Origin of the sequence: Pseudonocardia oroxyli, from assembly GCF_900102195.1 — a bacterium.
GTDB classification, from domain to species: Bacteria; Actinomycetota; Actinomycetes; order Mycobacteriales; family Pseudonocardiaceae; genus Pseudonocardia; species Pseudonocardia oroxyli.
Genome location: NZ_FNBE01000002.1, coordinates 51,428 through 77,444, shown reverse-complemented (window position 1 = coordinate 77,444; position 26,017 = coordinate 51,428). Strand labels below are relative to the sequence as shown.

The 26,017-nt window shown below is 73.5% G+C and carries 26 protein-coding genes; 11 read left to right on the top strand and 15 right to left on the bottom strand.

All coding sequences use genetic code 11. From position 1 onward, the window contains the following. Positions 1-65 precede the first annotated feature (65 nt). The 3 genes from mdo (at position 66) to BLS43_RS02935 (ending at position 4,236) form a co-directional block, all read left to right on the top strand. Complete coding sequence (gene mdo, locus BLS43_RS02945) at positions 66-1,358, top strand: NDMA-dependent methanol dehydrogenase (protein ID WP_093076358.1); 1,293 nt, start codon at positions 66-68, stop codon at positions 1,356-1,358. Between the two features lie 161 nt (positions 1,359-1,519). After that, positions 1,520-2,701, top strand: coding sequence for an AAA family ATPase (locus BLS43_RS02940; RefSeq protein ID WP_093076356.1), 1,182 nt, complete (start codon positions 1,520-1,522; stop codon positions 2,699-2,701). Further along, complete coding sequence (locus BLS43_RS02935; RefSeq protein ID WP_093076354.1) at positions 2,701-4,236, top strand: VWA domain-containing protein; 1,536 nt, start codon at positions 2,701-2,703, stop codon at positions 4,234-4,236. The genes BLS43_RS02940 and BLS43_RS02935 overlap by 1 nt, the downstream gene beginning before the upstream one ends. Before the next feature lie 68 nt (positions 4,237-4,304). Here BLS43_RS02935 and BLS43_RS02930 read toward each other — a convergent pair whose 3' ends face one another. Next, positions 4,305-5,267: a zinc-binding alcohol dehydrogenase family protein gene (locus BLS43_RS02930; protein WP_093076352.1), complete on the bottom strand. Its 963-nt coding sequence runs from the start codon at positions 5,265-5,267 to the stop codon at positions 4,305-4,307. Between the two features lie 71 nt (positions 5,268-5,338). On the opposite strand from BLS43_RS02930, the gene BLS43_RS02925 reads away from it, so the two are divergent. Beyond that, positions 5,339-5,680 carry a winged helix-turn-helix transcriptional regulator gene (locus tag BLS43_RS02925; RefSeq protein WP_093076350.1) on the top strand — a complete coding sequence of 114 codons (342 nt, stop codon included), beginning with the start codon at positions 5,339-5,341 and terminating at the stop codon, positions 5,678-5,680. A 91-nt stretch (positions 5,681-5,771) separates the two neighbouring features. Here the strand turns inward: BLS43_RS02925 and BLS43_RS29795 are convergent, their stop codons facing one another. Beyond that, entirely contained in the window at positions 5,772-6,446 is a 675-nt protein-coding gene (locus tag BLS43_RS29795; protein ID WP_281245804.1) for a TetR/AcrR family transcriptional regulator, read from the bottom strand. Between BLS43_RS29795 and BLS43_RS29790 the strand changes: the two genes are divergently transcribed. Both BLS43_RS29790 and mftM read left to right on the top strand, forming a co-directional pair. Further along, positions 6,403-6,573, top strand: coding sequence for a nuclear transport factor 2 family protein (locus BLS43_RS29790; RefSeq protein ID WP_176921143.1), 171 nt, complete (start codon positions 6,403-6,405; stop codon positions 6,571-6,573). The genes BLS43_RS29795 and BLS43_RS29790 overlap by 44 nt on opposite strands. A gap of 112 nt (positions 6,574-6,685) precedes the next feature. Continuing rightward, positions 6,686-7,384, top strand: coding sequence for a mycofactocin oligosaccharide methyltransferase MftM (gene mftM, locus BLS43_RS02915; RefSeq protein WP_245707263.1), 699 nt, complete (start codon positions 6,686-6,688; stop codon positions 7,382-7,384). A 54-nt stretch (positions 7,385-7,438) separates the two neighbouring features. Here mftM and BLS43_RS02910 read toward each other — a convergent pair whose 3' ends face one another. The 4 genes from BLS43_RS02910 to thiD form a co-directional block, all read right to left on the bottom strand. Further along, positions 7,439-8,266 (bottom strand): FAD binding domain-containing protein, encoded by an 828-nt coding sequence (locus BLS43_RS02910; RefSeq protein ID WP_093076338.1) that lies wholly within the window; start codon positions 8,264-8,266, stop codon positions 7,439-7,441. After that, the gene (locus BLS43_RS02905; RefSeq protein ID WP_093076335.1) at positions 8,263-8,787 is read right to left on the bottom strand and encodes a (2Fe-2S)-binding protein; all 525 of its coding nucleotides are present in this window, start codon (positions 8,785-8,787) and stop codon (positions 8,263-8,265) included. The genes BLS43_RS02910 and BLS43_RS02905 overlap by 4 nt, the downstream gene beginning before the upstream one ends. Continuing rightward, positions 8,784-11,039, bottom strand: a complete 2,256-nt coding sequence (locus BLS43_RS02900; protein ID WP_093076332.1) for a xanthine dehydrogenase family protein molybdopterin-binding subunit — start codon at positions 11,037-11,039, stop codon at positions 8,784-8,786. Before BLS43_RS02900 ends, BLS43_RS02905 begins: the two co-directional genes overlap by 4 nt. Before the next feature lie 163 nt (positions 11,040-11,202). Next, positions 11,203-12,063 carry a bifunctional hydroxymethylpyrimidine kinase/phosphomethylpyrimidine kinase gene (gene thiD / locus BLS43_RS02895; RefSeq protein ID WP_093076329.1) on the bottom strand — a complete coding sequence of 287 codons (861 nt, stop codon included), beginning with the start codon at positions 12,061-12,063 and terminating at the stop codon, positions 11,203-11,205. Between the two features lie 161 nt (positions 12,064-12,224). Here thiD and BLS43_RS02890 point away from each other — a divergent pair, with 161 nt between their 5' ends. Next, positions 12,225-12,659 (top strand): nitroreductase family deazaflavin-dependent oxidoreductase, encoded by a 435-nt coding sequence (locus tag BLS43_RS02890; RefSeq protein ID WP_093077357.1) that lies wholly within the window; start codon positions 12,225-12,227, stop codon positions 12,657-12,659. A 62-nt stretch (positions 12,660-12,721) separates the two neighbouring features. Here the strand turns inward: BLS43_RS02890 and BLS43_RS02885 are convergent, their stop codons facing one another. From BLS43_RS02885 to BLS43_RS02875, 3 genes are read right to left on the bottom strand one after another with little or no spacing between them, the layout of a single operon-like run. Beyond that, positions 12,722-14,656, bottom strand: a complete 1,935-nt coding sequence (locus BLS43_RS02885; RefSeq protein WP_093076326.1) for an FtsX-like permease family protein — start codon at positions 14,654-14,656, stop codon at positions 12,722-12,724. After that, positions 14,653-15,369: an ABC transporter ATP-binding protein gene (locus BLS43_RS02880; protein ID WP_093076323.1), complete on the bottom strand. Its 717-nt coding sequence runs from the start codon at positions 15,367-15,369 to the stop codon at positions 14,653-14,655. The genes BLS43_RS02885 and BLS43_RS02880 overlap by 4 nt, the downstream gene beginning before the upstream one ends. Next, positions 15,363-15,620: a hypothetical protein gene (locus BLS43_RS02875; RefSeq protein ID WP_093076320.1), complete on the bottom strand. Its 258-nt coding sequence runs from the start codon at positions 15,618-15,620 to the stop codon at positions 15,363-15,365. Before BLS43_RS02875 ends, BLS43_RS02880 begins: the two co-directional genes overlap by 7 nt. Before the next feature lie 110 nt (positions 15,621-15,730). Here BLS43_RS02875 and BLS43_RS31600 point away from each other — a divergent pair, with 110 nt between their 5' ends. Together BLS43_RS31600 and BLS43_RS02865 are read left to right on the top strand one after the other, a co-directional pair. Beyond that, on the top strand, positions 15,731-16,858 hold the full coding sequence (locus tag BLS43_RS31600; RefSeq protein ID WP_143029925.1) for a sensor histidine kinase: 1,128 nt from the start codon (positions 15,731-15,733) through the stop codon (positions 16,856-16,858). Further along, on the top strand, positions 16,855-17,490 hold the full coding sequence (locus BLS43_RS02865) for a response regulator (RefSeq protein WP_093076313.1): 636 nt from the start codon (positions 16,855-16,857) through the stop codon (positions 17,488-17,490). Before BLS43_RS31600 ends, BLS43_RS02865 begins: the two co-directional genes overlap by 4 nt. Here BLS43_RS02865 and BLS43_RS02860 read toward each other — a convergent pair. After that, on the bottom strand, positions 17,487-18,371 hold the full coding sequence (locus tag BLS43_RS02860) for a S1C family serine protease (RefSeq protein WP_093076310.1): 885 nt from the start codon (positions 18,369-18,371) through the stop codon (positions 17,487-17,489). The two genes, BLS43_RS02865 and BLS43_RS02860, sit on opposite strands and share 4 nt — an antisense overlap. 80 nt (positions 18,372-18,451) lie before the next feature. Then, positions 18,452-19,027: a peptide deformylase gene (locus BLS43_RS02855; RefSeq protein WP_093076308.1), complete on the bottom strand. Its 576-nt coding sequence runs from the start codon at positions 19,025-19,027 to the stop codon at positions 18,452-18,454. A gap of 139 nt (positions 19,028-19,166) precedes the next feature. Here BLS43_RS02855 and napA point away from each other — a divergent pair, with 139 nt between their 5' ends. Both napA and BLS43_RS02845 read left to right on the top strand, forming a co-directional pair. Next, a complete protein-coding gene (napA, locus tag BLS43_RS02850; RefSeq protein ID WP_093076306.1) occupies positions 19,167-19,475 on the top strand; it encodes a nucleoid-associated protein NapA in 309 nt (102 codons plus the stop codon). Between the two features lie 19 nt (positions 19,476-19,494). Continuing rightward, positions 19,495-20,079, top strand: a complete 585-nt coding sequence (locus BLS43_RS02845; protein ID WP_245707262.1) for a LytR C-terminal domain-containing protein — start codon at positions 19,495-19,497, stop codon at positions 20,077-20,079. A gap of 90 nt (positions 20,080-20,169) precedes the next feature. On the opposite strand, the gene BLS43_RS02840 is transcribed toward BLS43_RS02845, so the two are convergent. The 4 genes from BLS43_RS02840 to moeA form a co-directional block, all read right to left on the bottom strand. Beyond that, positions 20,170-22,452 (bottom strand): AAA family ATPase, encoded by a 2,283-nt coding sequence (locus BLS43_RS02840; protein ID WP_425438523.1) that lies wholly within the window; start codon positions 22,450-22,452, stop codon positions 20,170-20,172. 93 nt (positions 22,453-22,545) lie between these two features. Further along, positions 22,546-23,568 (bottom strand): CDP-diacylglycerol--serine O-phosphatidyltransferase, encoded by a 1,023-nt coding sequence (pssA, locus tag BLS43_RS02835; protein WP_093076301.1) that lies wholly within the window; start codon positions 23,566-23,568, stop codon positions 22,546-22,548. After that, entirely contained in the window at positions 23,565-24,266 is a 702-nt protein-coding gene (locus BLS43_RS02830) for a phosphatidylserine decarboxylase (RefSeq protein ID WP_093076298.1), read from the bottom strand. Before BLS43_RS02830 ends, pssA begins: the two co-directional genes overlap by 4 nt. A 414-nt stretch (positions 24,267-24,680) precedes the next feature. Then, positions 24,681-25,901 carry a molybdopterin molybdotransferase MoeA gene (moeA, locus tag BLS43_RS02825; protein WP_093076295.1) on the bottom strand — a complete coding sequence of 407 codons (1,221 nt, stop codon included), beginning with the start codon at positions 25,899-25,901 and terminating at the stop codon, positions 24,681-24,683. Positions 25,902-26,017: the final 116 nt, after the last annotated feature.

Genomic DNA, 26,017 nt, shown 5'->3' with positions numbered 1-26,017 from the left:
CGGACCGATGGTCGGCTGCGCGGGCTTCGCCTCCGCCGACTCCACCTGCACCAGAAAGGGCTGCCATGCAGGTCGACGAACTGCTCAAGCCGTTCCCGCTCAAGGAGTTCCACCCGTTCCCCAAGGCACTGCTCGGGCCGGGTGCGCACGAGATGATCGGGCCGGAGGCCCTGAAGCTCGGCTTCAAGAAGACCCTGGTGATGACCTCGGGTCTGCGCGGTACGGACATCGTGCACAAGATCGTCGAGTCGATGAAGTACCACGGTCTCGAGGTCGTGCTCTACGACCAGGTCGAGTCGAACCCCAAGGACTACAACGTCATGGACGCTGTGGGCCTCTACCAGCAGAACAACTGCGACTCGTTCGTCTCGATCGGCGGCGGTTCCAGCCACGACGCCTGCAAGGGCGCGCGCATCTCCGTGGCCCACGACGGCCGCAACGTCAACGAGTTCGAGGGCTTCAACAAGTCCGAGAACCCGCAGAACCCGCCGCACATCGCGGTCTCCACCACGGCCGGCACCGGCTCGGAGACCTCGTGGGCCTACGTCATCACCGACACCACGACGGACCCGGACAACCCCCACAAGTACGTCGCGTTCGACGACGCCTCGGTGACCTCCCTGGCGATCGACGACCCGGTGCTCTACTACGACTGCCCGATCGACTACACCGCCCAGTGCGGGTTCGACGTGCTGGCGCACGCCTCCGAGCCCTACGTGTCCCGGCTCAACTTCCAGCCGTCGCTGGGCAACGCGCTGCACGCGATCAAGCTGACCGCGCAGAGCCTGCGCGCCGCGGTCTGGAACGGCCAGGACCTCGCCGGTCGCGAGGGCATGATGTACGCGCAGTACATCGCCGCCCAGGCGTTCAACTCCGGTGGTCTCGGGATCATCCACTCGATCTCCCACGCGGTGTCGGCCTTCTACGACACCCACCACGGCCTCAACAACGCGATCGCGCTGCCCCGCGTGTGGGCCTTCAACATGCCGGTCGCCTACGAGCGCTTCGCGGACATCGCGGAGGCCATGGGCATCGACACCCACGGCATGACCAAGGTGCAGGCCGCGGAGGCCGCGCTGGCCGCGTCCATCCGACTGCTGCGCGACGTGGGCATCCCGGAGCGCTTCATCGACGTCACGCAGGACTCGTACTCGAAGAACCGGCTGGGCCAGGGCCCGACCAAGTACTACGAGAACGCGCCCACGATCGTCGGCGACGCGGCGGACGTCGACCGCATCACCAACCACGTCCTCGGCGACGCCTGCACCCCCGGCAACCCCAAGGAGTGCACGTTCGAGACGGTGCGCCCGGTCGTCGACCACTGCATCAACGGCGACCTGGACGACCTGCTGTCCTGACCCACCCGTGAGCGGCGATAGTCGCTCTGGCGACTATCGCCGCTCACGGCTGTGACCTGCTTCGACGGGCCCGCCCCACGCATCCGGCGCACACTGGAGGCGTGGCGGGCCCGCCGGCCTGTACGCCCCGGCTCGCTCGAGGAGCCGTCGGAAGGAGACCCGTGACATCGTCGTCCGAAAGCACCGCCCCCTTCGAGTCCGTCGACGAGGTGGTCGAGGCCCTGCGCGAGCAGGGCTACATCGCCGACACCCGGCTCGCGACGACGGTCTTCCTGCTCACCCGCCTCGACAAGCCGCTGCTGCTGGAGGGACCCGCGGGCGTCGGCAAGACCGAGCTGGCCAAGATGCTCGCGCTGGCCACGGGCCGACGGCTGCTGCGGCTGCAGTGCTACGAGGGCCAGGACGAGACGAAGGCCCTGTACGAGTGGGACTACGGCAAGCAGCTCATGTACACCCAGATCCTCCGCGAGAAGATCGGGCAGGTCGTGGAGGACGCCCCCGACCTGGGCGCGGCCGTGGACCGGATCGGGCAGAACGAGAGCGTCTTCTTCTCCGAGCGCTTCCTGGCCCCGCGCCCGCTGCTGGAGGCGATCCGCTCCGAGGAGCCGGTCGTGCTGCTGATCGACGAGGTCGACCGGGCCGACGAGGCGCTCGAGGCCGTGCTCCTGGAGACCCTCGGCGAGTTCCAGATCTCGATCCCCGAGGTCGGGACGTTCGTCGCGACACAGCGCCCCTACGTGCTGCTGACCTCCAACAACACTCGTGACCTCGCGGCGGCCCTCAAGCGCCGCTGCCTGCACCTGTTCCTGGACTACCCGGCCGCGGAGCGCGAGCTGGAGATCGTCCGGTCCAAGAAGACCGGGCTGTCGGACGCGCTGGCCGAGGAGCTGGTCAACGTGGTCCGCGGGCTGCGCGAGCTGGAGCTGCGCAAGGCGCCGAGCATCTCGGAGACGATCGACTGGGCCCGCACCCTCGCGGTCCTCGGGGTCGAGGAGCTGAACGCGCAGATCCTGTCGGACACCGTCTCCGTCGTCGTCAAGTACGACAAGGACGTGACCAAGGCGCTCGAGGCGCTGCCGCGGCTGGTGGACCCCAACGGGGAGATCGAGGAGCACGGCCACGGGCACGGGCACGGACATGGCCACGGGCACGGCCACGAGGACGAGCCGGACGGCAGCGCGATCCGTTCGGCCAAGGACACCGCGGGCCGCCACGGCGACGGCGTCTACGGCACCCCGGCGTACGCCAAGGGCACCGAGAAGGACACCGCGGCCAAGGTGCGCAACGTGACCGCCGGGCAGGGCTCGCGGTCCTTCGGGCTCGGACGCAAGCGGGCCCTGTAGTGGAGGCGAGCATCCACCGGTTCGTCCGGCTGCTGCGCATCCGCGGCGTGCGGATCTCGGTCTCCGAGGCCGTCGACGCCATGCGGTGCGCCTCGCAGCCGGGCGTGCTGGGCGACAAGTCGGTGCTCAAGGAGGCGCTGCGCGTCGCCCTGATCAAGGACCGCCGCGACGAGGCGACCTACGACGAGGTGTTCGACCTGTTCTTCGCCCTGGTCAAGGTGGGTGAGGCGGAGACGGGGCACGGCCACGGGCACGGACACGGCGACCTCTCCGACGAGGGCACGCTCGACGACTTCACCCTGTCCGAGGACCCGTCGGAGACCCCGCAGCAGGGCCACGAGCACGGCAAGCCCGTGGACATCCGGGACTACTTCGACCCCGAGGACCTGGCCCAGCAGTACAACCTGCACCAGGAGGCCAACAAGATCGACCTGGCCGCGATGACCGAGGAGATCGTGTTCTCCAAGGACAACCAGGGCCAGCCGCTCTCCGAGGGCAACCGGGTGCAGATCGAGACCGACCGGCTCTCCGGGGCCGGGCTGCCGGGCGACATCTCGACGGCCACCGGGACGAAGGTCGACGCCGACCTGTCGGTGGCCCAGCAGGAGGCGCTGCTCGGGTGGCTGACCGCCGCCGAGGAGGATCTGGACGCCGCCACCGAGGACGACGCCACGGCGTTGCGCAGGCGGCTGGCGGGCGTGCTCGCCAACCTCCCGGAGGCGATCAAGGCGCACCTGGAGAAGCTGCTGGAGATCGAGCAGCGGATCATCGACGGCGGTGAGGGCGAGGGGCGCACGGCACAGGTCGACCGGGCGTCGGAGACCGAGCGGATGCAGCTCGAGGACTCGCTGCGGCGCCTGGCCAAGACACTGCACGGCGCGCTGACCCACCGCAGGCGGGTGTCCCCGCAGGGGCGCATCGACTCCGCGCGCACCATGCGGAAGAACATGCGGTTCGACGGCGTGCCGTTCACCCCGGTCACGGTGAAGCGGCAGGAGGACAAGCCGCGGCTGGTCGTCCTGGCGGACGTCTCGCTGTCCGTGCGCGCCACCGCGCGGTTCACCCTGCACCTGGTCCACGGCCTGCAGGACCTGTTCGGGCAGGTGCGCTCGTTCGCGTTCGTCGACGAGATCGCCGAGATCACGGACCTGTTCGCCGACCATCCCGTGGAGCACGCGCTCGGGCTGGTGTTCGGCGGCGACGTGATCGACGTGGACGCCAACTCCAACTACGGGCTCGCCTTCGGCCGGTTCCTGGAGGACCACGGGTCCGCCGTGACGCGCCGGTCCACCGTGCTCGTCCTGGGCGACGGGCGGGGCAACGGCAACGACCCGAACATGGAGGCGTTCGTCGAGATCACCCGGCGTGCGCGGGAGACCATCTGGCTCACCCCCGAGCCCCGCTACTCGTGGGGCCTGGGGCGCTGCGACCTGCCCGCCTACGCCGAGTACTGCGACCGCGTCCGCGTGGTCCGCGACCTCACCGGCCTGGAGCAGACGACGAACGAGATGGCGGGCGAGCTGATCGGCCGCTGACCCCTCGCACTATGGAACCATAACGCGCTCGAAAGGGCTGATTTCGCGCGTTATGGTTCCATAGTGCGTCAGAGGGTCAGGGCGATCTTGCCGATCGTGCGGCCGGACTCCAGCTGCTCGTGCGCCTTGCGCAGGTTGTCACCGGTCAGGCCCGCGTACGTCTGGGTCAGGGTGGTGCGCACGTGGCCCTCGTCGACCAGCTCGGCGACGCGGTTCAGCAGCTCCCGCTGGGTCGCGTCCGTCGGCTGGAACAGGGGCCGGGTGAACATCAGCTCCCAGTGCCAGGTGAGGCTCTTGGTCTTGAGCGGCACCAGGTCCATGCCCGGCGGCTCGTCGATGGCGACGATCTCGCCGCGCGGGGTGAGGAGCTCGGCGTAGGCCTCGACGTTCCGCCCGGAGACCGGGGAGAAGACGAACTGGACGTCCGGGGCGACGGTCCGCACGCTCGCCACGAGGTCGTGGTGGTCGGCGATGTGGTCCGCGCCCATGCTCCGGGCGAAGGCGGCGGACTCCGGGCGGGACGCGGTGCCGATCACCTCGACGCCGGTGAGGGTCTTCGCGAGCTGGGTCACCATGGAGCCCACGCCACCGGCGGCGGAGACGACCAGCAGCCTGCCGGTGCTCTCGGGGCCCAGCCGCAGCGCGTCGAACAGGGTCTCCCACGCGGTGATCGTGGTGAGCGGCAGCGCCGCGGCCTCCGCCCAGTCGAGGGAGCGCGGCTTGCGCCCGACGACGTGCTCGTCCACCAGCTGCAGACCCGCGTTGCTGCCGGGCCGGTCGATGGTGCCCGCGTAGAAGACCTCGTCTCCGGGGGCGTACGCGGTGACCTCCGCCCCGACGGCGCGCACCACGCCCGCCGCGTCGAAGCCGAGCACCCGCGGGCCGGTCAGGCCGGCGCGGACCTTGTGGTCGACCGGGTTCACGGACACGGCTCCGACCTCGACGAGGAGATCGTGCGGGCCGGGGTCGGGGACGTCGAGGTCGATCTCGGTGAAGGTGTGCGCGTCGACGGCGGTGGTGCGGGTGGTCATGGCGCCACGGTATGCAGCGGGTACTGGTTACCCGCAAGGGAGTCGACTTCCCTTCGGTTACCATCCTACTCATGCCCGCCTTGAACGCCCCCGCGGACGCCTATCTGGCGAACTGCCCGTGCCGCTCGATACTCGACCTGTTGGCCGACAAGTGGAGCGCCCTCGCCCTCGGCGCCCTGACCGCGGGCCCGCTGCGGTTCGGCGAGGTGCGCACCCGCCTGGAGGGGATCAGCCCGAAGGTGCTGACGGCGGTGCTGCGCAGGCTCGCCGAGCACGGCCTGGTCGAGCGCACCGTGTTCCCCGAGATCCCGCTGCGGGTCGAGTACGCGCTCACCGAGCTCGGACGGGACGCGAACGGCCCGCTCGAGGCGCTGCGCACGTGGGTCGAGGCGAACATCGAGCGGTTCCCCTGATCCCACGTCGCGGCAATGTGGAACTACAACCGTCGTTCCGGGCCCCGGAAACGGCCATTGTGGCTCCACACTGCGTCAGGGGCTCGGGACGTCAGGGGCGCAGGATCAGGGCACGGAGCGTCTCGGTGAGCCAGGACTCGTAGTCGTCCCCGCTCCAGCCCCGGGCGACGGTCATCTCGTGCACGGCCGGGGAGATCAGCATCCAGACGACGTCCCGGGCGTGGGTCGGGTCCGTCCGCAGCCAGCCGCGCTCGGCCCAGCGTCCGATGTGGATCGTCGTACCGATCAGCCGCTGTTCGTCCAGCGTCGCCGCGTACGCCTCCAGATCGGCGTCGCCGCCGCGGGAGGCGAGCATGACGCGCATCAGGGGCCCCGCCCGTTCGGAGATCTCCCGGGCCATCGCGGCGTAGGCCGCGGCCCCCTCCTCGGGGTTCGCCGCGGCGCGGACCCGCTGCGCCGCCGGGCGATCGGCCACGGAGACCGGCTCGTCGTCTCCGGCCATGGCGACGTCGTGCACCGCCTTGAGCAGCGCCGCCTTGGTCCCGAACGTCTTGTAGACGGTCTCCTGTGACACCCCGGCCGCCTCGGCGACACCGTCGCGGACGGCGACCTCACGGTCGTCGGGTGCCGCATGTCCGGCAGGCAGACCGGGCCCTTCGTCGTCTACACCGCGGACGGCGCCGTGGAACGGGCGTTCGCCCCGACCGGGAAGCGGGTTCGAGGTGCGGCAGGCCCACTTCCAGCGGGTGCGCGAGGGCAGGGTCACCGAGCACTGGGCGGTCCGCGACGACCAGGGCCTGGGCCTGCAGCTCGGCTGGATCCCGCCGTCACCGATGTTCCTGGTGCGCAGCGCGATCGCCACCCGACGCGCCCGCCGCGCGCACCCCGGCTGATCGGCGGCGCGCCGCCCCCTCCGGTCGGACGGTTCCGCGGAGCCCGGCGGACGGGATCGCACCCATGCCGGGCCGCGCGTGCCTAGCGTCGGGGGCGACGGAGGGGGCTGCGATGATCGGGCTCGGACAGCTGGACAACGACCTGGCCGGATGGCTGGACCGCACCCTGCTGGTGCCCGGGATCCTGGGGCCGGAGCGCTTCGAGGAGGCGTTCGTCGCGATCGTCACCGCGGCGGCGGCCGATCCCGACGAGGCGTGGCTCGCCTTCTATCGCAACACCCTGGCCGCGCTGCACGGCGAACCCGCGCCCGGCGGGACGAACGCCGAGATCAAACCCGTGCACGAGCGGGCGGCGCAGCTGGCGGTCGGCGAGGTCCTGGAGCTGGGCTGCTGCTTCGGGTTCCTCGCCCTGCGGCTCGCGGCCGCGGGCCACCGGGTGATCGCGGGCGACCTCACCCCCGGCACCGTGGACCTGTTGGGGCGCCTCGCCCCGCGGCTGGGTCTGGACGTCGAGACCCTGCTCTCCGACGCCCGCGCGGTCCCGCTCCCCGACGGCGCCGTCGACACCGTGCTCGCCGTGCACCTGATCGAGCACCTGCCCGCCCAGGACGGCAAGGTCGTGCTCGCCGAGGCCATCCGACTGGCCCGGCGGCGGGTGGTCGTCGCGGTGCCGTTCGAGGACACGCCGAACGAGACCTGGGGGCACCTCACGACGTTCGACGCGGACGGTCTGCGTGCCCTCGGCGAGGAGACCGGGCTCCCCTTCACCGTGTCCGAGCACCACGGCGGGTGGCTGGTCGTCGACCGCTGAGGAGCGAACGGCGCGCTCGCTCACGAGGTATGAGCGAACGCGCCGTTCGTCGGGTCAGGCGGAGGCGGTCTTCAGCGCCCGCTTGGCCAGCACCGTCACCAGGTGGTTGCGGTACTCGGGGGTGCCGTGGCTGTCCGTCGGAGGCTCGGTGCCCTCGGCGGCCAACGCGGCGGCCTCCTCGATCGACTTGCCCTCGGCCAGCGCGGCCTCGGTCGCGGACGCGCGCAGCGGGGTGCCGCCCATGTTGACCAGGCCGAGGTGCGTGGCCCCGTCCGGCATGGTCGCCACGGCGACGGCCACGATCGCCCAGTCGTTGCTGCGGCGGGTGAACTTCTCGTACGCCCAGCCCGTGGCGCCGGTGCGCGGCACCCGGATCTCGACGACGAGCTCGTCCGGCTCCTTCACCGAGCTGAACACCCCGGTGTAGAACTCGGTGATCGGGACCTTCCGCTCACCGCGGGGGCTGCGGAGGACGACGGTGCCGTCGAGCGCGAGGACGGCGGCGGGCAGGTCGCCCGCCGGGTCCGCGTGCGCGATGGCGCCGCCGAGGGTCCCGCGGTGGCGGACCTGGGGGTCGCCCACCGTGCGCGCCACCGCGGGCAGCAGGGCGCACTCGGCGGCCAGGACGTCCGAGATCACGAGGTCCCGGTACCGCGTGGCGGCACCGATGGCGACCTCGTCGCCGTCCACCCGGATGTAGTTCAGCTCGGCGAGCCGCCCGATGTCGATCACGATCTCGGGCGCGGCCAGCCGCAGCTTCATCACCGGGAGCAGCGAGTGCCCGCCCGCGAGGACGGTGGCACCGTCGCCGTGCTCGGCGAGCAGGGCGATCGCGGCGTCCACGGTCTGCGGACGCTCGTAGTCGAAGCCGACGGGGATCACTTCGCGCCCTCCCCGGCGGAGAAGCCGGGGGCGACCGTCTTGTCGTCCGCACCCGCGGCCTGCGCGGCGTCGGGGTCCTTGCCCGCCGCGACGAGCACGGCCCGCACGATGTTGTGGTAGCCCGTGCACCGACAGATGTTGCCCTCGAGCCCCTCCCGGACGTCCTTCTCGGTGAGGTCGGGGTTCTCCTCGATGAGCGAGACCGCCGCCATCACCATGCCCGGGGTGCAGAACCCGCACTGCAGGCCGTGCTCCTGCCGGAACGCCGCGGTGACCTTGTGCTCGATCCCGAGGTCCTCCATGGTCTGGACGGACTGCTCGTCCACCTGGACCGCGAGGACGGTGCAGGACTTCACGGACTCGCCGTCGACGAGGACCGTGCACGCCCCGCAGGACGTGGTGTCACACCCGATGTTGGTCGCCTTGAGGCCCACGGTGTCGCGCAGGTAGTGCGCCAGCAGGGTCCGGGGCTCGACGTCCGCGCTGGTGGGCTCGCCGTTGACCGTGATGTCGACCTTCACTTGGCCGCCTCCGAAATCGCCGCCCAGACCCGCATGGGGGTCAGCGGCATGTCGATGTGCTCGACGCCGAGGTGCGACACCGCGTCGATCACCGCGTTGTGCACCGCGGGGCAGGAGCCGATGGTCCCGGCCTCGCCGATGCCCTTGTAGCCGAGCGTGTTGATGGTCGTCGGCGTCTCCATGGTGACCAGGTCGAAGCTGGGGAGCTCCGCCGCCGACGGGATGCCGTAGTCGGCGAAGGTGCCGGTGAGGGGCTGACCCTCCTCGTCCCACATCACCTCCTCGAGCATCGCCTGCGCGATGCCCTGGGCGATGCCGCCGTGCCGCTGGCCGTCGAAGATCAGCGGGTTGAGGATCGGGCCCGCGTCGTCCACGGCCCAGATCCGCTCGACGGTGGCCTTGCCGGACTCGACGTCCACCTCGACCAGGGCGACGTGCGCCCCGAACGGGAAGGTCGGCTTCTTCGCGTCCCACTCGTGGAAGGCCTTGAGCTCCTCCCGGCCCGCGAGCTCGGCCAGCGAGACCGCCGCTCCGGTGCCCTTGACCTGCACCGACCCGTCGGCCACGACGAGGTCCTCGACGTTCGCCTCGAGCACGTCCGCGGCCCGCTGCTTGGCGAGCTCGACGAGGTCGATCGCGGCGTGGTGCACCGCGATGCCGCCGGTCTGCAGGCTCCGCGAGCCCATGGTGCCCGCACCCTTGGGGATCAGGTCCGTGTCGCCGTGCTTCACGGTGATCTTGTCGACGTCGATGCCGAGCTGCTCGCTCGCCAGCATCGCCCAGGCCGTGGCGTGCCCCTGCCCGTGCGGCGAGGTGCCGGTCAGGACCGTGACGGTCCCGTCCTCGTGCACCTGCACGGTGGCGTTCTCGACGAACGCGCCGCCGCCGGTGATCTCGACGTACGACGAGACGCCGATGCCCAGCTGCAGCGGGTCACCCGCCTCCCGGCGCCGCTTCTGCTCGGCGCGCAGGCCGTCGTAGTCCGCGGCCTTCAGCGCCAGGTCGATGGCCTTGGCGTACTCGCCGGTGTCGTACTCCGCGCCGCCCTTCGTGGTGAAGGGGAACTTCTCGGGCCTGACGACGTTGCGCTTGCGCAGCTCGGCCGGGTCCATGTCGATCGCGTCCGCGAACAGGTCCATGGCGCGCTCGATGGCCTGGGTGGCCTCCGGGCGGCCGGCGCCGCGGTAGGCGGCGGTGGAGGTGGTGTTCGTGGCGACGACCGAGGCCGTGGACCAGACCTTGGGGATGTCGTAGGTGCCCGGCGCCATCATCCGGGTGAACATCGGCAGTGCGACGCCGAGGCGCGGGTAGGCGCCCGCGTCCGCGACGACCTCGAGGGAGTAGGCCTTGACGGTGCCGTCCCGGTCGCCGCCGATGGTGATCGTCTGCACCTGGCCGCGGCCCTGGACCATCCCGGTCATGTTCTCCGAGCGCGACTCGTTCCAGCGCACGGGCCTGCCGACCTTCTTCGACAGCCAGCCGACCAGGGCGAACTCGGGGTCCGCGCCGATCTTGGCGCCGAAACCGCCGCCGACGTCCGGCAGGATCACGTGCAGCTGGGAGGGCTCGATGCCCATCCAGCCCGCGACCTCGTCCCGCGCGGCCTGGGCGTTCTGCGTGGAGAGGAACAGCGTGCAGCGCCCGTCCTCGCCCCAGAACGCGGTGGCGGCGCGGGTCTCCAGCGGGGCCGCCGCGACGCGCTGGTTCACGATCTCCTTCGAGACCACGACCTCGCAGTCGGCGAAGAAGTCCTCCGGCCTGCCCTCCTTGTTCAGGTGCATCCCCGAGACGAGGTTCGTGCCCGCCTCCGGGAACAGCAGCACCTCGTCCTTGAGGGCCTCCTTCATGTCGACCACGACGTCCAGCGGCTCGTAGTCGACGTCCACCAGCTCCGCGGCGTCCTCGCCCTGGTACGCCTCCTCGGTGAGGACGGCCGCGACCGCCTCGCCGACGTAGCGCACCCGGTCGACGGCCAGGAACGGGCGCAGCATCGCCTTGTGCGCGGCCGGGAAGCCCAGCATGGGCGCCAGGTCGCAGTCGGCGCCGGTGAACACGGCGACGACGCCCGGTGCGTCCTTCGCCGCGTCCACGTCGATCGAGGTGATCGTCGCGTGTGCGATCGGGGAGCGGACCAGGGTCAGATGCAGCGCCCCGGTGAGCCGCTCGTCGGTCAGGTCGTCGGTGTATGTCGCGCCCCGTGTGAGGAACACCGGGTCCTCGGTACGGACAACGCGCGTGCCCAAGATGCTCATCGGGGCCGACCCTATCCCCGCGCACGGGGCGCGCAACGCGATGACCTGCGGGTTAGCCGACCCTAAGCCCCTCGTCGCGGCAAACACGGAACCGCAGGAGCGGCAGTTCTCGCCCGCTTGCCGCGCACGTGCGGAGAAGCCGTACCGAGACTTGAACGAACGTTCACTCGATCGGCCCAGTCTCCCACCACGGAGTGACCGCCCACAGCGGCGAGACCGGGCCGTGCCCCGCCCCCAGCGGGTAGGACCACCGCACCGCCTCGACGATGTAGCGCTTGCCGAAGGCCACCGCCTCGGGCACCGCGAGGCCGCGGGCCAGCCCGGCGGAGATCGCCGACGCCAGGGAGTCCCCGCCGCCGTGGGTGTGCCCCGTGGCGAACCGCGGGCCGGGCAGCTCGGTGAACGACTCGCCGTCGAACAGCAGGTCGACGCAGACGTCCGCGTCCTCGGCGAGGTGACCGCCCTTGACCAGCACGTTCTGCGGCCCCAGGGCGTGCAGGGCCTTGGCCGCCGCGTACTGGCCCGCCCGGTCGTGGACGTCGATGTCGACGAGCAGGCGCACCTCGTCGAGGTTGGGGGTGACCAGGGTGGCGCGCGGGAACAGCTCGTCCCGGAAGGAGTCCAGCGCGGAGTCCGCGAGGAGCTGGTCGCCGTTCATGGAGGCGGCCACGGGGTCGATGACGAACGGGGTGGCCCGGCCGACGCCGATCCCGTTCTCGTCACACGCCGCGGCGACCGCCCGGATGATCTCCGCGGTGGCGAGCATGCCCGTCTTCGCCGCCTGCAGCCCGATGTCCGACGCCACGGACGCGATCTGGGCCGCCACCGTCTCGGCCGGGATCGTGTGCACGCCCGTCACGCCGAGGGAGTTCTGAACGGTCACCGCGCAGACGGCCAGACAGCCGTGCACCCCGCACGCGGCGAGGGCCCTCAGGTCGGCGGCGATCCCCGCGCCGCCCCCCGAGTCGGTGCCCGCGATCGTCATGACGCGGGGTGGGGTGGTGCCGACGGTGGGCTCGGGCATCTGTCCTCCTCAACCGGCATTACCCGGCTGGTTCCTGCGGTCGGCGAGGTCCGCCCTCTCAGCCCGCGCCCGGCGAGCTCCCGCGTGGTGCGTCCACGACCGTAGTCCCGCGTCCGGTGCCCGGAGGAATGAGGACCGCACGGATGGGGTTCACTCGGATCATGGCCGAAGAGAACGTGGAGCTCAGCCCTGAGGGCTGGGTCGCAGGACAGACCCAGAAGATCCTGGAGACCGGGACGACCGAGGGGATCGAGGTGGCGGGCAAGCCGATCGTGTTGCTGACGCTGCGCGGCGCGAAGTCCGGCAAGCTGCGCTACACCCCGCTGATGCGGGTGGAGCACGACGGCGCGTACGCCGCCGTGGCGTCCAAGGGTGGGGCCCCCGAGCACCCCGTCTGGTACCACAACATCCTGGCGCACCCCGAGTTCTCGCTGCAGGACGGCACGGTCACCAAGACCTACCGGGCCCGCGAGGTCTCCGGTGACGAGCGCGCCGCCTGGTGGGAGCGCGCCGTCGAGGCCTACCCGCCCTACGCCGAGTACCAGACCAAGACCGACCGGCAGATCCCCGTGTTCGTCCTCGAACCGGTCGGCTGAGCCGAACCGAGTCGAGCCGAGTCGACCAGCGTGACGGGAGCGCTCTCCCCAGAGCGCTCCCGTCACCCTCGCGAGCCGTCCGCGGCCGTGACGGCGCGGAGCAGCGGGCGACTGGCCGCGGTGGCCGCGGCGACCGTGGCGGTCCCGGCGAGGAGCACGACCCCGAGCAGGACCAGGCCGCTCGGTGCCGCGACGGCGCTCACCGCGACGAACGGAGACGCGCAGAACAACCCGAGCCCGAGCGCGATGGCCCCGTTGACCAGCAGCGGAGCGGCCGTCTCGCGGGCACGGGCGGACTCCAGCACCTGGACCGGGGTGCCCGCGAGCCGCAGCAGCCGCAGCGTGTGGCGGTGGTCGAGGACCCGCGCGGCCGCGGCCGTGCCCGTCGCGGTGGCCGCGACCAGGAACGTCCCGATCAGCACCACGAACGCGCCGCGGCGCATGTCCCCGACCAGGACGGCCTGGTCCGCCGCCCGGTCCGCCTCGGTCTGCACCAGCGTGCCCGGGACGAGCGCGCCCAGCAGCGTGCGGGCCCGGTCCAGCACGGCCGGGTCCCCGGGCCGGACGAGCACCTCGTCGGCGGTGCCGGGAGGCAGGAACGCCGCGATCCCGGCCGCGCCCAGCTCCTGCTCCGCGCGGTCCCGCAGGTCCGGCGCCACCACCGCCGGGCGCAGGTGCAACGTCGTCGTGTCCTCGGTGGACAGACCGGAGACGGCCGCGGTCAACGGCGCCAGGAAGCCCGCGACGAACACCGCCAGGGTCAGTCCGGCGACGGGCCGGAAGGCCGCCCGGGGATCGTCGAGCAGCCTGCGGCCCGCGATCACCGACGCCGCGCCGTCCCGTCGGACCAGCCAGGCGCCGGCGACGCGGACCACCAGCGGCCCGATCAGCACGCACGCCCCGAACAGCGCCAGCACCCCCGCCGCGAGCACCAGACCGACCGCGGAGACGTCCACCGTCCGCAGCGCCGCGTTGACGATCCCGAACACCACGAGCGCCGCCGCGACCCCCAGCAGCCGGATCCAGCGCACCCGCTGGGGGACCTGCCTGCGCACCACCCCGAGCGGGGACACCACGACCCGGCGCAGCCCACCGATCGCCGACAGCGTGGCCAGGGCACCGACCCCGAGCACCACCGGCACCGCCACCATCCAGGACGGACGGAGGTCCGCGGTGAACCATCCGCCGCCCGCGAGCGGGATCCGGGCCAGGAGCGGCGCACACGCCCACTCGAGCACCACCCCCACGGCCGCGGCCGCGGTCGCGACGGCCGTCGTCTCCGCGACCGCCACGGTCGTGACCTGCCGGGTCGAGGCCCCGAGCAGGCGCAGCGTGGCCAGGCGGTCGGCGCGGCGGGTCGCGGTGAGCCGGGCGGAGGCGCCGAGCAGGCCCGCCACCGGGAACACGACGAGCGCCACGGCGACGATCGTGAGGCTGCGGTACAGCAGGGCGTCGGACGAGGCCTCGACCCGGTCGAACGCCGCGACCGGCAGGACGTCGGAGTCGCCGGGCGCGGTGAAGGCCGGGTCGTCCGGGGCCCGGCCCAGCACGGCGACCAGCTCGTCCGGGCGCTGCAGCCCGGCGTCGCCCACCTCGCCGGTCACGGGCCCCGGATAGCGCTCCGCCAGCGCATCTGCGGGCAGCGCGTGCAGCAGGTCGGCCAGCGCGGGGGACACCCACACCTCGCCCGGCGCGGGCAGCCGCGGCAGCCCGGGCGGGGGCGCGGCCGCCGCGTCGAGCGCGGCGAGGTCGACCTGCACGATCGGCAGCCCGGCCGCGTGGTCGGTGCGCACCCGCAGCTGCGCCACGGGGTCGCCCTGCGCGGCGACCGGCGTGCGCCAGCCCGTGCGCAGCTCCCGCTGGTCCAGCCCGTGCAGGGCGCCCAGGGCCGTCATGAGCAGCGCGGTCGCCACCGCCACGCCCGCGCCCACCAGCCCCGCGGCCGCCCACGCCCGCCGGCCCCCGAGCCGCAGCAGGCGCAGCGACAGCCCGATCACCAGGCCCCCTGTGCGCGGCGATCGTCGCTCTGGCGTGCATCGCCGCTCACGAGGGACTCGGCGGGTACGGGCCTGCCGTCGTGCAGGGCGAGGGTGCGGTGGCACCGCGCCGCCACCTCCGGATCGTGGGTGACCACGACCAGCGCGGTGCCCGTGCGGACCGCGAGGCCGCACAGCAGGTCCATGACCTGGGCGCCCGTGGTCGAGTCGAGGGCGCCGGTGGGCTCGTCGGCGAACACCACCGCCGGGCCCGCGACCAGCGCGCGGGCGATCGCGACCCGCTGTTCCTGGCCGCCGGACAGCTGCCCGGGGCGGCGGTCCTGCAGGCCGTCGAGCCCCAGGGTCGGGAACCACGCCGCGGCCTTGGCGACCGCCTCGCGCCGCCCGACGCCCGCGAGCATCAGCGGCAGCGCGACGTTCTCGACCGCGGGCAGCTCGGGCAGCAGCTGCCCGAACTGGAACACGAACCCGAAGCGGGCCCGGCGCAGCGTCGTCCGCCGGGCCTCCGAGAGCGAGTCGACCCGCTCGGCGCCGAGCCGGACCTCGCCCTCGTCGGGTCGCAGGATGCCGGCCAGGCAATGCAGCAGCGTCGACTTGCCGGAGCCCGACGGCCCGGTCACCGCCAGGGTCTCCCCCGGTGCGACCGAGACGTCCACACCGGACAGGACCGTGACGGCGCCGAACCGCTTCGTGATCCCACGCCCGCTCAGCACGAGACGCGCTCCTCGACGGCGGTGCGCTGGGCCGGGACCGTGACGACGTCGGCGGGCTGCACCCACCGCTGCCCGAGCTCGGCGTAGGGCCGCGCGTCCAACGCCGGTCCGACGGGCTCGTCGTCGCTCCCCCCGCGCAGACCCGCCGTCTCCGCCAGAGCCTGCAGCACCGGCAGGAAGGCCATCACCACGAGCGTGAGCACCCCCAGGACCCACGCCCCCGTCACCACGATCTCCCCCGCTGTGTTCATGGCACCGACTCTGCGCCCGCGAGCGGGTCCGCCACCTCGGGAGATCGGCCAGAGCTCCTCGTCCTTTCGGCTGAGGCGAGACCCCCGTCCGGTCGTCCTAAGGTGGCCCGGTGACCGCTCCGCTCCGCTTGACCCGACACGCGGGCGTGGCGCTCGAGGTGCTCGCCTACCTGTTCTGGCTGGCCGTCGACATGGTCCAGGCCGTCTCGATCGGACTGCCGCGGGGCGCCGCGACCACGCTGGCCGGCTGTGTCGTGGCGGGGATCGTGCTCAGCCGCCGCCGGGTGCCCCTCGATCGGGTGGTCGTGCCGGCGTTCGCGGCGTCGCTGCTGTTCTCGGTGGTGTCGGTGGCCCTCGGCGCCCCGTCGATGTCCTTCACCGAGCAGCTCGCGCTGGCGGTGGTGACGGTGGTGGCGCTGCGGAACGCGAGCGACCGTCGGGTGCTGTGGGTGGCCGCCTCCGCGCTGGCCGCGATCGTCCTGTCGCCCGTGCTGCGCACACCCGTCGCGGGCACGTCGGACGCCTTCAGCGTGCTGTCGGCCCTCGGCTGGGGCGGCGCGGTCGCGATCGGGCTGGTCTGGCGCGAGACGGCGGCGCGGCGGCGGGCCGCGCTGACCGACGCCCGCTCCGCCGAGCGGATGGAGCTCGCCCGGGAGCTGCACGACGTCGTCGCACACCAGGTCACGGGGATCGTCGTGGCCGCGCAGGCCGCGTCCGTGGTCGCGCGGACCAGTCCGGACGACGTGGACCGGGCGCTGGCCGCGATCGAGCGGGCGGGCACCGACGCGCTGACCGCGATGCGGCAGATGGTGGGCGTGCTCCGCGGCGGGGAGGAGGCCACCCGCACGCTCGGCGCGGAGCTGGGCGAGATCCCGGACCTGATCGCGCGGTTCGACCCGTCCGGCGGGTTGGTCCGGCTGCGGGCGAACCCCGGGTTCGCCCACGCCGTGCTCCCGGCGGGGGTCGCCGCGACCGGTTTCCGGGTGGTGCAGGAGGCTCTGACCAACGTGCGGCGGCACGCCCCCGAGGCGACCGCCGTCGAGGTGGAGATCGGGATCGGTGCGGAGGAGCTGCGCGTGGCGGTGCGCAACGACGGCGCCAGGGCGCGTCGCGAGGGCGGCGGCGGGTTCGGGATCACCGGCATGGCCGAGCGGGTGGCGGCCCTGAACGGGACCCTGACCGCGGGCCCGGCGGGACCGGGGACCTGGGCGGTCGACGCCCGGGTGCCGCTGCGATGACCACCGTCCTGCTGGCGGACGACCAGGAGATGGTGCGCACCGGCTTCCGGCTCATCCTGTCCGCCGAACCCGGCATCGAGGTCGTCGGCGAGGCTGGGACCGGGGTCGAGGCCGTCACGCGGGCGCGGGAGCTGCGCCCGGACGTCGTGCTGATGGACATCCGCATGCCGGAGCTCGACGGGCTGGAGGCCACCCGGGCACTGACGGCGGATCCGACGCCACCGCGGGTCGTCGTGGTGACCACGTTCGATCTCGACGAGTACGTCTACGGCGCCCTGCGCGCCGGGGCCTGCGGCTTCCTGCTCAAGGACGCCGGCCCCCGACTGCTGGTGGAGGCCGTGCGGGCCGCCGCGGCGGGTGACGCGCTGGTCTCCCCGTCGATCACCGTCCGGCTGCTGGAGCGGCTCACCGAACCGGTCGCCGCGCCCCGGCTCCCGGAACCGCTCTCCCCGCGGGAGCTCGACGTGGTGCGGGCCGTGGCGCGCGGTCGGACCAACAACGAGATCGCCGCGGAGCTGTTCGTCTCACTCTCCACCGTCAAGACCCACCTCGCGAACGTGCAGGCCAAGCTGGACGCCCGCAACCGCGTCGAGATCGCGGCCTGGGCCTGGGAACACCAGCTCGTGACCTAGGAGAGCTCCGACGGCACCGCGACGACGTCGACCATCGCCCCGTTGCGCAGCACCGTGACCGGGAGCGGGACGCCGATCGCCTCGCCGAAGAGCTGCCGCTGGATGCCCTGGGCGTCCTCCACCGGGCGTCGCCCGACGTCGAGCACCAGGTCACCGCGGCGCAGCCCCGCCCGGTCCGCCGGGCTCCCGGCGATCACCTCGGCCAGCCGCATCCCGTGGCGCCTGCCGTGGCGGCCCTCGGGCACCGGCGCGGGCACGCCGACCACGCCCAGGTAGGCGCGGCGGACGCGGCCGTCCGCACGCAGGGCGTCCACGATCCGCCGGGTCGTGGCGTTGACCGGGACGGCGAGGCCCAGGCCGGTCCCCGCCACCGCCGTGTTGATCCCGACGACCCGACCCTCGGAGTCCGCGAGCGCGCCGCCGGAGTTGCCTGGGTTCAGCGCCGCGTCGGTCTGGATGACGTCCTCGACCACCCGGCCCGCCGAGCCGTCCCGGGTGGGCAGGGCGCGCCCGAGCGCGCTGACCACCCCGGCGGTCACCGATCCGGCCAGGCCCAGCGGGTTGCCCACCGCGACCACCAGCTGCCCGACGACGAGATCGTCGGCGTTCCCGAGCCGGACCGGCTCGGGCAGCGGCTCGTCGGTGCGGAGCAGGGCGAGGTCGGACAGCGGGTCGGCGCCCGCGACCCGCACGCTCACCTGCGAGCCGTCCGCGAAGTCCGCCCGGCCGGTGCGCGAGCGGCCCACGACGTGTGCGTTGGTGACGAGCTCGGTGCGGGAGACGACCACCGCGGACCCCGAGCCCCGGCCGAACCGGACGGCGGCGACCTTGGCGGTCAGCTCCGCGGCGACCGCGGAGACCGTCTGCGAGTAGGAATCCATGACGCCTCCGTGATTACACCGTTGCAGTCATCGAACGCACGGTGCGGGCGCCCTGTTCCCGCCGGGGTCAGACGTCCGGTTCAGACGTCTTCGGCCTCGACGCGGGCCGGGTCCCAGGACTGCCCGGGGGCACCGAAGCCGCGCTTGCGCAGGGCCTTCTTCGCCTGGCGGCCGTAGCGCCCCACGAGGCGGTCGATGTAGATCGTGCCGTCCAGGTGGTCGGTCTCGTGCTGCAGGCACCGCGCGAAGAAGCCGCGGCCCTCGATCTCGACCGGGACGCCCTTCTCGTCGGTGCCGGTGACCTTCGCCCAGTCCGCCCGGCCCGTCGGGAACTGCTCGCCGGGGACGGACAGGCAGCCCTCCTCGTCGTCCTCCAGGTCCGGCATCATCCCGTCCGGCCGCTCCGAGGTCGACAGGACCGGGTTGCACACGACCCCGCGCCGGTTCGTGCGGGTCAGCTCGTCCGGGCAGTCGAAGACGAACACGCGGCGGTCCACGCCGATCTGGTTCGCGGCGAGGCCGACGCCGTGCGCCGCGGCCATCGTGTCGAACATGTCGGCGACCAGCGCGGCCAGTTCGTCGTCATAGGACTCGACGGGGCGGGTGGGGGTGTGCAGGACGGGATCGCCGATGATGACGATGGGACGGACGGCCACCCGGGTGACGATAATGTCTCGATCCCGGATTCACGCCCACGGGTGGCGCGTCCGCGCCGTTCGCGTCGGACCCCCGTGGTTGAATGGCGCCCGCGAATGACAGCCGTGTCATTCGGCATGGAGCGTCGGCAGGAGCGTGATGGAGTCCGCCACCGAACCCCGCGGGACGGACGGTCCCACGGGCAGGCCCGCCCGGGAGCTGGATCGCCGCGAGCGGGAGATCCTGGCCTTCGAGGGCCAGTGGTGGAAGTACCAGGGCGCCAAGGAACAGGCGATCCGCGAGCTGTTCGACATGTCCGCCACGCGCTACTACCAGGTGCTCAACGCCCTGGTCGACACCCCCGAGGCCCTCGCCGCCGACCCGCTGCTGGTCAAGCGCCTGCGCAGGCTGCGGGCGAGCAGGCAGCGCACGCGTGCCGCGCGCAGGCTCGGCATGGAGCCCTGGTGACCCGTCTGGGAGGTAGGCCGTGACCGCACCGAACGGGATGTCGACCGCCAAGGTCGGCGGGATCGCGCTGATCGGCGTCGGGGTGATCGCCGCGGTGATCGGGCTGGTCTCGCTGGGCACCGGCGGCTCCTCCTCCGGCGGCGACGAGGCGGCGACCCCGACGGCGTCCGTGGCGCCGGCGACACCGGACACCAACGCGGTGCCCCTGCCCTCGTTCTCGGCCGAGCCCACCACCGTCGCCCCCACGCCGACCCCCGCCCCCGTGGCGCCGCCCGTCGCGGAGGCCTCCGGTGCGGGTGCCGGCGCCTCCGTCGCCCCGACGATGCCGCTGCGCGTCTACAACAACAGCACCATCTCCGGGCTGGCCGCCACGGCCGCGGCGGACTTCCAGCGCGGCGGCTGGACCGTCGCGGAGTCCACGAACTACCCGGACGGCATCATCCCGACCAGCACGGTCTACTACCGCCCCGGCACCGGCGAGCAGGCCTCGGCCCAGCGCCTGGCGGACGAGTACGGCCTGCGCGTCGAGCCGCGGTTCGAGGGCATCCAGGACGCCAGCCCCGGCCTGATCGTGATCGTGACGCGAGACTTCAAGGGCGCCTGACGACTTCCGCTCCCCAGCGACGGCGCCCGCAGTGTGGAGCCACGACTGTCGTCTCGAGACTCGGACACGACAGTTGTGGCTCCACAATGCTCAGTCGGTGCTGCGGCGGGCCGCGTACGCCTCCAGCTCGGCGACCTGGACGGGGTCCAGGCTCGGTGGGACGTTGCGGCGGGCCTTCGCCAGGTGGACGGCGGTGACCTCGGTGGCGTCGAGGGACTCCCGCATCGCGGTCAGCGCGGCCTCGCGGAGGATCGCGGCACAGTCGGCGGCCGAGTAGCCCTCCAGGTCGGCGGCGAGTGCGTCGAGGTCGACGTCGTCCGCCAGCGGGGTGTTCCGGCCCGACGCCCGCAGGATGTCCGCCCGCGCCTGCGCGTCCGGCGGCGGCACGAACACCAGCCGCTCCAGCCGCCCCGGCCGCAGCAGCGCGGGATCGATCAGCTCGGGCCGGTTCGTCGCCCCCACCACGACGACGTCCCGCAGCGGGGTCGCGCCGTCCAGCTCGGTCAGCAGCGCGGCCACCACCCGGTCCGCCACCCCGGAGTCCGTGGACCCGCCCCGCCGCGGAGCCAGCGCGTCCACCTCGTCGAGGAAGACCAGCGCCGGCGCGGCGTCCGCGGCCTTGCGGAACAGCTCGCGCACCGCCCGCTCGGACTCCCCGACGTACTTGTCGAGCAGTTCGGCGCCCTTCACCGCGAACACGTTCAGCTGCCCGGACCCCGCCAGCGCGCGGAGCAGGAAGGTCTTGCCGCCACCGGGCGGCCCGTAGAGCAGCACCCCGCGCGGGGCGTCCACGCCGAGACGGGCGAACGAGTCCGGGTAGCGCAGCGGCCACAGCACCGCCTCGGTCAGCGCCTGCTTGACCTCCGTCATGTCGCCGACCTGGTCGAGGGTCAGGCCACCGGTCTGCAGCGTGTCCGACGACGACATGGAGATCGGCCGCACCGACCCCACGGCGTTCAGCAGGTCCGCCATCTCGATCTTCGGGTCCTCGTTGCCGCGGAGCGCGGCGTGCACCGCGGCCTCGCGGCGCACCGCGGCCAGGTCGGCCACGACGAACCCCGGGGTGCGGGTGGCGATCTCTCCCAGCTCGACGTCCTCGGCCACCGGGACCTCGGTGAACAGCCTGCGCAGCAGGTCGGCCCGGACGGCCTGGTCGGGCAGGCCGAGGCTCAGCTCGCGGTCCGCCAGATCCGGCGCCCGCAGCCGCGGGTCGACGGCCTCGGGCTCGGCCGTCGTCGCCACCAGCGCCAGGTTCGGGGTCCCCACGGCCTCCTTCAGCGAGTCCAGGACGAGCGTGGCGAGCGGGGGCGGCGAGGCGGCGGGCAGCAACGCGTCGACGTCCGTGACCAGCAGGACCGTCGGACGGCCCGCGGCGGCCTGGTCGCGGGCCGCGGTCAACGCCTCCTGCACCCGCGCGGCGGCGGACGCGGGCTCCAGCGCCGCGGCCGCCGGCCCCGGCAGCTCCACGCACCGCGCCTCGACGGCGGCGGCGACGCTGCGCACCAGCGTCGCCTTCCCGACGCCCTCGGGCCCGGTCACCAGCACACCGAGCCGCGGGGACCCGCCGAGGCGGACCAGCAGCTCGGGGCGCGAGAAGGTCAGCTCCAGCCACTCCACCAGGCGCTTCGCCGGGGCGGCGTGGCCGATCAGGGCGTCGATGGGGAGCGGCGGCTCGTCCGCGGCCGCGGGGGTGGTGAGGCCGACCGTGCCGACCGTGCCCACGGCGTCTGCCAGCGTCCGGTCGGCCGTCCGGGCCGGTGCCCGGGTGTCGGCGACGCCCGCGGTCGCCGTCGCGCGGATCGGCGTGTCCGCCGTCGTCGGCCCGTTCAGCCACCCGACGACCGTGGTGGGGTGCACCACCACCGGCCCCGCGGGCTCGACCCGCGCCACGGTGACCAGCTCGCTCGTCCAGGCGCCGCCGATCGCCGTCGACAGGGCGCGGCGGGCCGCGGGGACGTCCGCGCCGGGCGGCGGTGCGATGTCCTGGGGCAGCAACGACACCGCGTCCCCCGCGGTCAGCACCTTGCCGAGCAGCGCGAGCCGGGCCGTCGCGGGGCTGACGGTGCCGCGGGCCAGCGCCGACCCGGCCACGACGATCCGCCGCGCGGGCTGCACCGACACCGGGGAGACCACGACCTCCGCCCCGTCCTTGAGACCGCAGTTGGACAGCGTGACGTCGTCCAGCAGAGCCTGGCCGGGCGCCCCCGCGGGATCACCGGCGACCGCCAGCGCACTGGTCGCCCGGCTCCCGGTCACGGTGACGGCGTCCCAGCTGCGCAGGTGCAGGGCGTCGAGCACCTCGGGATGCAGGCGGACCACCCCCCGGCGCGCATCGGTGGCGGAGGTGGCGAGGCGGGCGACCAAGGTGATCACTGGCACCCGCCCACCGTATCGGCGCGGCGCCCCGCCACACGGACCGAGATGTCCGACCCGCGGGCCGGAGCGTCCGACTCGCGTGTCTGCGGGTCAGCGGCGGCGCAGGCCCAGGCGGCTGAGGGGGGCGGTGATGCGGCGGCGGTTGTTGCTGGGCAGCCTGCGGCTCTGCCCCAGGGCCCCGAGTGACCGGGCGGGGCGGGCGGGGCCGTGGCCGAGGCCCGCCCCGTCGTCGGTGCGCCTGCGGCCCATTCCGGCCATGCCCCGGGCCACGGCACTCGCCCGGCCCGCGACCCGGCGGCGCAGCGGCGGCCGCAGCCCGAGCCTGCGCGCGGATCGGGCGGCGCGGGCGACGGCCCGCCGCTCGCGAACCGGCACGCCCCACGCCTCGGGGTGCCGGGACAGCCAGACCCACCGGTAGACGGTGTACGGGATGAGCAGCAGATACCCGACGGCGATGATCGCCATGCCGAGGAAGGGCGCGGTCAGCAGGATCGCGGCCGCGGCGCCGACCAGCACCAGGAGCGGCGCGATCCACTGCGGCCGCACCCGCGCCGTCTTCAGCGAGAGGGTGGGGATGCGGCTGACCATGAGCGCCGCGGTGACCAGGGCCCAGATCCCGACCGCGAGCGGGGCGGACCACCACCCCGCGCCGAAGTGCAGGTAGAGATACAGCGGCAGGCCCGCGGTGAGCGCAGCGGCGGGCGCGGGCACGCCGACGAAGAACTCCTTGGCGAACGGCGGCTGGTCACCGTCGTCGATCAGCGTGTTGAAACGGGCCAGGCGCAGCGCCATGCAGACCGCGAAGATCAGCGCGACGACCCAGCCGAGCCGGGTCCCCTGCAGCGCCCAGATGTAGAGGACGAGCGCGGGCGCCACCCCGAAGGAGACCAGGTCGGACAGCGAGTCCAGCTCCTGGCCGATCTTCGACGAGGCGTCGAGCAGGCGCGCCAGCCCGCCGTCGAGCGCGTCGCACAGCGCGGCGCCGAAGGCGGCGGCGATGCAGAGCTCGAACCGGCCCGCGAGGGCGAAGTTGACCGCGGAGAGGCCGAGGCACAGGGCGAGGACCGTGACCGCGTTGGGCAGCAGCCGGATGCCCGCCTGGTACGGGTTCACGCGAGGACCGCCAGGGGGGTCTCCCCGCCGATCGTGCGTTGGCCCACCGCCACCTGCGGTCGGACCCCCGGGGGCAGGTAGGTGTCCACCCGCGACCCGAAGCGGATCAGGCCGTAGGTCTCGCCCGCGGCGACCTCGTCCCCCGCCGCCACGGAGCAGACGATCCGGCGCGCCAGCAGCCCGGCGATCTGCACGATCCCGAGGGCGTGGCCGGTCCGGGTCTCCAGGACCATCGCGTTGCGCTCGTTGTCCGTGCTGGCTTTGTCCAGGTCCGCGGAGAGGAAGACGCCGGGCACGTACTGCAGCGACCGGACGCGCCCGTGCACCGGGATGCGCTGGACGTGCACGTCCAGCACGGAGAGGAAGACGCTGACGCGGGCGACGGGCTCGCGGGGCAGGTCCAGCTCCGGCGGGGGGACGACGTCCTCGATCAGCGCGACCGTGCCGTCCGCGGGCGCCAGCACGGCGCCGGTGATCGGCGGCGGCACCCGCTTCGGCGCCCGGAAGAACAGCGCGGTGAGTCCGGTGGCCAGCAGGCCGACGCCGGTACCCCGGCCGGTCAGCAGCCGGGCGGCCCCCGCCGCGGCGGCGACGGCGCCGATCACCGGACGGCCCCCGGGGTGGATCGGCGGCACGGCCTCGCGGACGAGTGTCGCGGCGTGCACCAGGGCGTTCTCGCCGGCAGGGGTCGCGGCCATGGTCGCGGATCCACTCCTCGTCGGCGCCCGGACGGCGACCCCGCTCCCGGCGGCTGCCGGACGGGTCGGACGCGATGGCGACACGCTACCGGGGCCCTCGCAGGCGGTCGTCCGCCCGGCCCACGCAAAGGGCCGGGGCCGCCATCCCCCGAGACGGCGACCCCGGCCTTGGAACCGCTCGTCCGCTCCCCAGCGACGGGCGGTAGGTCCTGTGCGTCGAAGGGTGGATACCCACCCCGTACCGAAAGTATCCCCAGCGATCGACCACTCGTCCATATCAATCCGGGCCCAACCCGATGATCTGCACCGATCGGCCGAACGCTCACTGGATAAGACGTCGAGAAGGGGCAAAGTGTTGCACCCTCTGCATGTGACCCGTACCACTTTTCGAGTGACAGAGCCCCTCAGCAACCCCTAAAGGGGCGGATCCAGCAACCACACGTCGACCTCGTCGCCCACCTCGACCCGCTCCGCCGCCTCGGGCACGACGAACAGGCAGTCCGCCCTGGCCAGCGAGGCGAGCATGTGCGAAGCGGGGGAGCCGATCTCGCCGACCGTGCCGTCGACGGCGTCGAGCGACCCGCGTCGGAACTGCCGCCTGCCGACGGGAGAGGTCAGCACGTCCCGCGAACGGGCGGTCACGATGGGCCGATCGGGGTAGGGGTGCCCCATGGCGCGCCGCAGGACCGGACGGACGAACACCTCGAAGGACACCTGAGAGCTCACCGGGTTGCCCGGCAGCGTCACGACGGGGCAGGCGACCTCGCAGAACTCGACGATCCCGGCGCCCTGCGGCCCGCCCGGCTGCATGCCGACCTTGACGAACTCCACGCCGTGCCCGGTGAGCGCGTCCTTGACCACCTCGTAGGCCCCCGCGGAGACCCCGCCGGAGGTGACCACGAGGTCCACCCCCTCGACGATCCGCTCACCGAGGACCTTGCGGAACTCGGCGACGTCGTCCGGGACGAAACGGAGCTGCTCGGCCGTGGCCCCGGCGTCCCGCACGGCGGCGGCGAGCATCGCGCCGTTCGACTCGTAGATCTGGCCGGGCTGCAGCGGCTCGCCCGGCGCCACCAGCTCGGAGCCGGTGGACAGCACGAGGACGTGCGGCGGGCGGCGCACCGGCAGGGTCGCCCGACCCACGGCGGCGGCCACCCCGATCTGCGCGGCCCCGAGGACGGTGCCCGCCGGGAGCACCTCGGCCCCGGCGTGGACGTCCTCCCCGATGCTGCGGACGTGCCGACCCACCTCGGGGGCCAGCCGCACGGCGACGGTCTCGGTGCCGCCGTCCGTCAGCTCGACGGGCACCACGGCGTCCGCCCCCACGGGCATCGGCGCGCCGGTCATGATGCGCGCAACCGTGCCCGGCGCCAGGTCCGGCACGTCCGTGCGGCCCGCGGGGATGTCGGTGGCCACCGGCAGCGTCACCGGGGAGTCCTCCGACGCCCCCGCCAGCTCGGCGGCGCGCACCGCGTACCCGTCCATCGCCGAGTTGTCGAACGGCGGCAGCGCGATCGCGGCCGTGACGGCCTCGGCCAGCACCTTCCCCCTGGCCTCGGCCAGCGGCAGCTCGACGACGTCGGTCGGCCCGAGCAGCGCGGCCACGACGGCCCGATGCTCCTCCACGGTGCGCACGGGCCCATCCTGCCCGAGCGCGCGTTCGGTTGCACTCGCCTACCCCGAGTGCTAAAACGGGGCTTGGCACTCGGCTTGCCCGAGTGCCAGTTCGAGCCCCGGTGAGACCGGCGCAG